7 protein-coding genes are annotated in these 6,620 nt (G+C 35.8%); 6 read left to right on the forward strand and 1 reads right to left on the reverse strand.

The annotated features are described in order from the left end of the window. The first annotated feature begins 161 nt into the window (after positions 1-161). The 4 genes from Q1B11_RS19745 (at position 162) to Q1B11_RS19760 (ending at position 2,983) form a co-directional block, all read left to right on the forward strand. The gene (locus Q1B11_RS19745) at positions 162-677 is read left to right on the forward strand and encodes a hypothetical protein (RefSeq protein WP_299735647.1); all 516 of its coding nucleotides are present in this window, start codon (positions 162-164) and stop codon (positions 675-677) included. 79 nt (positions 678-756) lie between these two features. Further along, the gene (locus tag Q1B11_RS19750) at positions 757-1,929 is read left to right on the forward strand and encodes a hypothetical protein (RefSeq protein WP_299735649.1); all 1,173 of its coding nucleotides are present in this window, start codon (positions 757-759) and stop codon (positions 1,927-1,929) included. A 99-nt stretch (positions 1,930-2,028) separates the two neighbouring features. Further along, a complete protein-coding gene (locus Q1B11_RS19755) occupies positions 2,029-2,226 on the forward strand; it encodes a hypothetical protein (RefSeq protein ID WP_299735651.1) in 198 nt (65 codons plus the stop codon). Between the two features lie 91 nt (positions 2,227-2,317). Then, positions 2,318-2,983 carry a cold shock domain-containing protein gene (locus Q1B11_RS19760; protein ID WP_299735653.1) on the forward strand — a complete coding sequence of 222 codons (666 nt, stop codon included), beginning with the start codon at positions 2,318-2,320 and terminating at the stop codon, positions 2,981-2,983. Positions 2,984-3,096: 113 nt separating this feature from the next. On the opposite strand, the gene Q1B11_RS19765 is transcribed toward Q1B11_RS19760, so the two are convergent. After that, the gene (locus Q1B11_RS19765) at positions 3,097-3,759 is read right to left on the reverse strand and encodes a hypothetical protein (RefSeq protein ID WP_299735655.1); all 663 of its coding nucleotides are present in this window, start codon (positions 3,757-3,759) and stop codon (positions 3,097-3,099) included. A 443-nt stretch (positions 3,760-4,202) separates the two neighbouring features. Here Q1B11_RS19765 and Q1B11_RS19770 point away from each other — a divergent pair, with 443 nt between their 5' ends. Continuing rightward, positions 4,203-5,186: a Fic family protein gene (locus Q1B11_RS19770; RefSeq protein WP_299735657.1), complete on the forward strand. Its 984-nt coding sequence runs from the start codon at positions 4,203-4,205 to the stop codon at positions 5,184-5,186. A gap of 156 nt (positions 5,187-5,342) precedes the next feature. Further along, positions 5,343-5,909, forward strand: a complete 567-nt coding sequence (locus Q1B11_RS19775; protein ID WP_299735659.1) for an RING finger domain-containing protein — start codon at positions 5,343-5,345, stop codon at positions 5,907-5,909. Positions 5,910-6,620 lie beyond the last annotated feature (711 nt).

Consider the following 6,620-nt stretch of genomic DNA (forward strand, 5'->3'; position numbering starts at 1 on the left):
TACCCAGTATGGAAGCCAGCTCATACCTTATTATGCATTGCTATATCTGGCTTGCGGTGTTTTTGTCCCGTACATAGGTCACTCCTGCAAGTAAATATCAGCTTGGCTGATTGGAACATTGATTTTTGCTATGCTATGCAGAAACTTTTGGCGGATATAATATGATCCAACTTCGCTGTACAAAAAAAGTTCAAGATCTGCTCTCGTTTAAGAAAGAGAATCTTTCTGAACCGAGCGATTCTCATCATATAATGGGTAACTGGTTTGTTAATGTTTTTACTCAGAATCGGAGAAATATTCTTGTTTATATGAATGAGAAAACCCTTTTGTCTTTTGTTCTTGTTGGAGTAACAAAATCGAAAGCAAAGTTGATCATTGAGGAATTTCCAATAGGTTTAGCACGGTTACTTATTTCTGAAGGGTTTAGTGAGCATCAGATATCTAAGGTAGTGGCATCGCTTCAGGAAATTGAAATTGCTCCAACAGCAAGCCGTAAGTTTAATGGTAATATGAATGACATAATTTTTATGTATCAGAATTATATTGAAATGGATGGTGGTCTTGAGTGTTGTGATCTAGGGGCAAATATCAAAAAAGTTAATAGAACTCCTCAAAGAAATATTGATTGGGAATACTCAATAACCAAAGCTAAAAAGTTATTGATATACGCAACATAACAAAAATTTCCAGGGGACGCCTACGGCGCCCCTGAAATTGGCGTTATGAGCTTTACAACATACAAATAAAGGAGTTCGTATGAGTAATAAACCTGGATTTTTTGTCCAAAGAACTACGGACAAGAAAATCATACAAGTGTTCAATGAATTATGTAGCCAATATAAAGACTACATAATGAGTATTTCTTTTACATTTGGAACTAATGATACGGTATCTATAAAACGTGATACTGGATTTACAGATATAATGAATGATGATTCATTAAAACAGTTATCTGTAGATTCAAGCTATATCATTAATAAAGTTTCCGTAATATGTAGAAATCAAAACATTAATTATATTCGAGGAGAACTTCTTACAACTCCTTCTGCCATATTTGATTATATTGAATTTTTCAATTCAAATAATAATGTAAATGGCCCTGAATCATTAACTACAGAAGTAAAGGTAAAAATATCAAAATACTTACAATCAAAACTACTATCTACAGCGACACCCAAACTAATTTCCACTAACTTACCAAATGAATATGAAGCATTATTAAGTCAACATAATGCAATGCTGGAAAAGCTAGAAGACTTAAATTCAGAGCTTTTAATAAAATCGCAAGAAAAAATACAACAGCTAGATCAATCTCATTTCGAAAAGTCAGAAATTCTAGAAAATGATTTTAGAAATAAAACCAATAAATTATCTGAAAAATATGATAATAAAACAGAAGAACTGGAAAATGAATATTCAAGTAAAAAGTCAGAACTAGAGAGGCTAAAAGGTGAACTTGATGATCGTGCCTCACAACTAGATGATAGGGATAATACACATGTAAGACGCGAAATTAGAGATCGAATGCTTGATGATGTACGGGCAAGGATAAATGACTTTGGCGTTTCTAAAGCCACTAATGATAAACGAAAACCAGTTTTATATGGAATGATTTTATTGATTGCAACATTCGTTTGTCTAATTGCTTATACATCATGGGAAGCGATAACAATAAACAAACAAACTGCATATCAACTAAATGCAATCAACAACCTGACAATGATGGTCAATAGCGATGTAGAGCAACCTATTTCTAAAGAAATATTATCGAAAGCATCAGTATCAAATATTGATAGATCCGCACTATATTGGATTTGGATTCGTTTAGCTGTGTTCTCACTAGGATTGATTGGAAGCATAATTTATTACATTAAATGGCAAAGCAAATGGGCAGATCACCATTCAAATTCTGAATTTCATTTACAATAATTCCAGTTAGATGTAAATCGCGCTAACTGGGTAATTGAAAGCTGCTTAGAATGGAGCAAAGAAACTGATAATTCTATTCCCTCTGAGCTATTAGAAAGTATGACAAGAAATCTATTTGCAAATGAAAGCAAAGAATTAGAGCAAGTACTGCACCCTTCCGATGAACTAGCTTCAGCAATTCTAGGTAGTGCCTCGCGATTAAAAATGAATATTGCAGGTAATGAGCTAGAGATAAATAAGCCTGGTAAAATAAAACCCCAAACTATCCAGCAAGGTAGTGGCAGCAACCGCTCATAACAAAAAAATCCAGGGGACTGCGCCTGCGGCGCAGCCCCTGATTTGGGCGTTATATGGCTCAATCAAAATCAGGAGTAAATGAAGTAAGTATATGAAAGGCAATATTAGTCAGTGGAATGATGATAAAGGTTTTGGATTCATCACAATTCCAGATAAAAATGGTCGGCTTTTCTTTCATATTTCATCAGTCAAAACCACTACACGAAGACCTGTAGTTGGAGATGCTGTTGATTTTGTTATTGGAAAAGACAAAAGTGGAAAGTTAAGAGCTACTTCAGTTCTTATCTCAGGCTTGACGAAAAATATTTCAAGTGCATCTAAACGTATCGTGGTTGAACCACCAAAAAAAGATTTTCTTGATATTCTTCTAACGTTTATTATTCTTGGCTCACTAGGATTTACAGGATATCAATATTATCTTATACAAGATCCTAATAAAATTTGGGCTTACGCAATTCCGGCAGTAATTGCATTTCTAGCTTCTGGGCGTACTAAAAAGCCAAAACAGTCTCATTTCTCATGTGCAAAATGTAAGACGGCAGAAAAATTCAGTTCAAGAACAATTGAAGCCTGGAACAGAAAGTTTACAAGGTTATATTGCAATCGTTGCCATAGAGAGTGGGTTAAGAATCAGCCAAGAGATGAAGCCAAACATTTTTCTACTGGTCGTGGTTCAAGTGGCTGTCTGGGCTCATTTATAGTCCTTATTTCTTTGCCTGTTCTTGCAGGTGCTGCAATTTTCAAATTCGTTGCGTAGCCGCCATATAACAATAAATTCAAGTTCGTTCCGCTGCGCTCCACCGGACGCCGCCTGCGGCGGCGCCGCTTAATTTGGCGTTAGCTGCTCTAAAATGATTTATCTGTTGCTTGTTAGATGTTTTTTGCAGTTCGAATCAGATTTTTGTAGTGATGAGTTTTTTTAATTCCCTTACTATTTATCATTGTTTTATTATCAAAAAGCTTGTAGCTGTCTTCATCTTCGATATTTTTAAAAATTAATGATATTAATAGATGATATTGACTGATAAATTTATATTGATTGGAGTTCATGTTGTGAACCTCAGAAATAATAATATTCATTGCAGATAGTAACATTTTTAGATTTGAGGTTTCTTCTTTTAATACTTTCCTGATTTTTTTTTCTGAATTAAGAGGAAGGTTTTCATACCAAGTGGTAAAAACATCTATTAAATCGTCGACTCCGTAACAATCCTTTTTCTTAGTGTTAAAATAAAAATCACATTGAGCCATGAATAGTGATTGACTTGCTGCCATACTATCGAGATCACCTTTAATGGCATATTGAATCATCTTACTAATATAAGTGTCAATTAATGTTGTTTTTGGAAGTGCTAAGCACTTCCGGTTAGTAACAGGTTTAGCTATTACATGAACTGCTTTTTTAAATGATGTCGTTAATTTTCGGTATGCACTTAACCCCCATTTCTTGAATTTTAACACCCTCTTTTTATGTTGGGATTTAGTATGGTAATCATGATTTCTTTGTGTAAAAGTTTTTCTAATATGAATCATGTGCAGTCCCCCTGTACATTTTAATACCTTAGTATTAGCAGTGTTGCGGAAAGTAGTTTCAAACTATTCTGCCCTATTTCAGAAAGCTTTTATGTAAGACTAAAGTAGATTTATAGGAAAAATATAAGTTGATAAGGCTTCCGCAGCTAACAAAAAAATCGTGTTCGTTCCGCTGCGCTCCACCGGACGCGCCTGCGGCGCGCCGCACATTTTGGCGTTATAAGCTAGATCCTAAGTTAATCAGTTAAAAACGAGAAAATAGCCGTAGACCTTGTGGCTGTTGGTATTAGTCGGTTTACCCTATTCAGCCAATAGGTGAATGACTGAATTTAGGCAACACCTATGTTGACAAACACCGCAGGCCTTGTCTCGATTTCAACTGATTAATTTAGGTAGATCAATTGCAAAAAGGATTTTAATAAATAATGTTTTCATGGAGGAAAATGATGCTTGAACCATCAAAAAAAACAACTATTATTAGCAGCAACAGTAACAGAGAAAATAAAAAGAACAGAATAGCAAAAAAATATCGGGGAAGAGTGGTAAGTGTTATAAAAAAAATTGCAAAAAAAATATCATATAATAATGCCTTTGAAAAAGGTGAGAATATTAAAAACAGAAAAGCTAATATTGTTCCGACAGAAAAACAGTGGGGGAGGAGTTCTGATCAAGAAAAAATGGAGATTTTACTTTCTATTACATTAAATAGCCCCGCTGCCGAAGAACTAAAGCTGATGATAGATGAAAATACAGTTGTTAATTCTATCAGAAATAACTTAGAACTTGATTTTGAAGGAGAAAGAAAGTCTCGATTTTCTTGGGGGAGCTTTGCTATTGAAAAAGAAAATTGCAATCGTAGAGTAAGTTCTGACTTAAATAGACTTAAAAAGGCAAATCAGAATATAGACGCTCAACTATCAAAGCCGAAAATATTGCAAAGAGAGGAGTTTGAAGGCGAACTTCACTCCGCAGCTGCGACTTGGATAACAAATAAAAGCACCTCCTCAAATAATCAAAATCTTATCAACTCTCAAGTTAATAGTGTAATTAATGCGCTCGATAAATTTTGCAATTGCGATGTTTTCGATATTCGAAACATTGGATTTATACATGATGCTATCTATAAACCGACCAATGGTCAGATAAATAGAAAATATCGTAATAGCAGTGATCCAGTATTCATGGGTTCAGACATTGGTAGAGCTGGTTTTGAGAAAGCATTGATAAAGATTAAAGAAAGCAAAATCAAAGGAGAAAAATTAGCTGACGCATTATTTCTGGCTACCGTTCGCTATCACCCTTTTGGGGACGCTAATGGAAGAACTGCTCGTACACTTTATGCACTTACCATGATTCAAACTAATCCATCTAATTTTCATGCATTAAGTGATCAGGGAGAAAGCATTTTAAACCCAAAAATATTATAACTGCATCGACAGCAGGTCGCTTATAACAAAAAATTCAAGTTCGTTGCGCTGCGCTCCACCGGACGCCGCGAAGCGGCGCCGCTTAATTTGGCGTTATGTGAACTTATTGGTCAAGTCGTGGTCGAATACAGTGTGTATAACTTAGACTTAGTGAAAATGAATATCTTGGAATCATCAGTTTCGAGTTACTCAAACTCGGATATAAATTGTGCAATATGTTTAGATACATCGGATGATGATCATGCTCATAGGATGGTTGGGCTTAATTGTGGACATTTTTTTGGTCGTTCGTGTATTGTTGCTTGGGCAGACAAAGAATTGAAATGTCCCCTTTGTAAGAATGAATCTTTTCCAAGGGATTTGTCTGGAAATAATGTTTCAATAATTAAACGGTATATTCAAAATCATGTTGTGAGTGATGTTACCGCTAACAGATCTATGAAAAGTTTGATTATTATGTCATCCCTGCACGTAACAGGTGCGGCAATTGACTGCTATTCATTGATTTATCCTAATAATATAGTAAGGAATGCTGTTGGCAGGTTTTTGGATGTTTCAGCGCCAGTTTTATTACCATTACGTTTTACTTTTGGTGTTGAAGGATGCGCAGAGATATTTAATAGATGCCTTTATAATGAACAATTTTCTTACTATTTTGAAAAAATAATTGTAGACACTCCAAAAATGTTAAATGATCTCCGTGATGCACTTTCATCTGGTTAGAGGAGAGTAGCAAATACCTTATCTAAAATTGTAAACAATCAAGGCATCTCATGCCGTTCACATAACAATGTTTTCCAGCGGACGCCTTTGGCGCCGCTGAAAACGGCGTTAGCTGCTGTGTTTCTACCAGAGTTGCAAACCTAAGAGTTTTTCAGCGTTGGAAGTTTTTTGTTTTGTTCTATCGAAAAGTTCATAAGAAATCGGTAGTCTTCGTTTTGCAAGCTGGCGTGAGGGTTTCGTCGTATATTTCTCCTTTTATGCCAGCGTCAAAATCGTCGTTTGCTGTTTGTTTTTCCCAAGCTGGCAGGCGGTAGCGTACCTGTTTCCTTATACCGCGCCAGCGCAGAGATTGTTTTCCTGTCCATCTCTTTGGACGGTGAGTTGGTGGGGAAGGGAGCAGATTTTCTTAATCGTGCAAAGTTTCAGGTTTTTTTCCAGGCCAGTAAGTTACATTGTCGTAAACTTCAAGTAGTCAAAGCATCTGGTTCAAACTGTTTCGAGGTATTTTGGTTCAGCCTGGTTTTCAGCAGTATTCAAAATCTCTAGTGGTAAATCTTCTGGTTTTTACTTTGTCGCCAGTCGTACTTGCTGCAAATTTACGCCACGGTTTAACCATTTTACGGGCTTGCGCAGCTAACAAGTGACTATGGTGTCAATCATAAATTATCCAGCTAATTCGGGGTTCCAATGAACCCCATCCCTGACCATTGA

The sequence above is a fragment of the uncultured Endozoicomonas sp. genome (assembly GCF_947495845.1).
Taxonomy (GTDB): domain Bacteria; phylum Pseudomonadota; class Gammaproteobacteria; order Pseudomonadales; family Endozoicomonadaceae; genus Endozoicomonas.

Coding starts and splice junctions, on each gene's coding strand:
- Q1B11_RS19770 (WP_299735657.1), top strand. CDS start 4,203: ATGATGCTTGAACCATCAAAAAAAACAACTATTATTAGCAGCAACAGT.
- Q1B11_RS19750 (WP_299735649.1), top strand. CDS start 757: ATGAGTAATAAACCTGGATTTTTTGTCCAAAGAACTACGGACAAGAAA.
- Q1B11_RS19760 (WP_299735653.1), top strand. CDS start 2,318: ATGAAAGGCAATATTAGTCAGTGGAATGATGATAAAGGTTTTGGATTC.
- Q1B11_RS19775 (WP_299735659.1), top strand. CDS start 5,343: ATGAATATCTTGGAATCATCAGTTTCGAGTTACTCAAACTCGGATATA.
- Q1B11_RS19745 (WP_299735647.1), top strand. CDS start 162: ATGATCCAACTTCGCTGTACAAAAAAAGTTCAAGATCTGCTCTCGTTT.
- Q1B11_RS19765 (WP_299735655.1), bottom strand. CDS start 3,759: ATGATTCATATTAGAAAAACTTTTACACAAAGAAATCATGATTACCAT.
- Q1B11_RS19755 (WP_299735651.1), top strand. CDS start 2,029: ATGACAAGAAATCTATTTGCAAATGAAAGCAAAGAATTAGAGCAAGTA.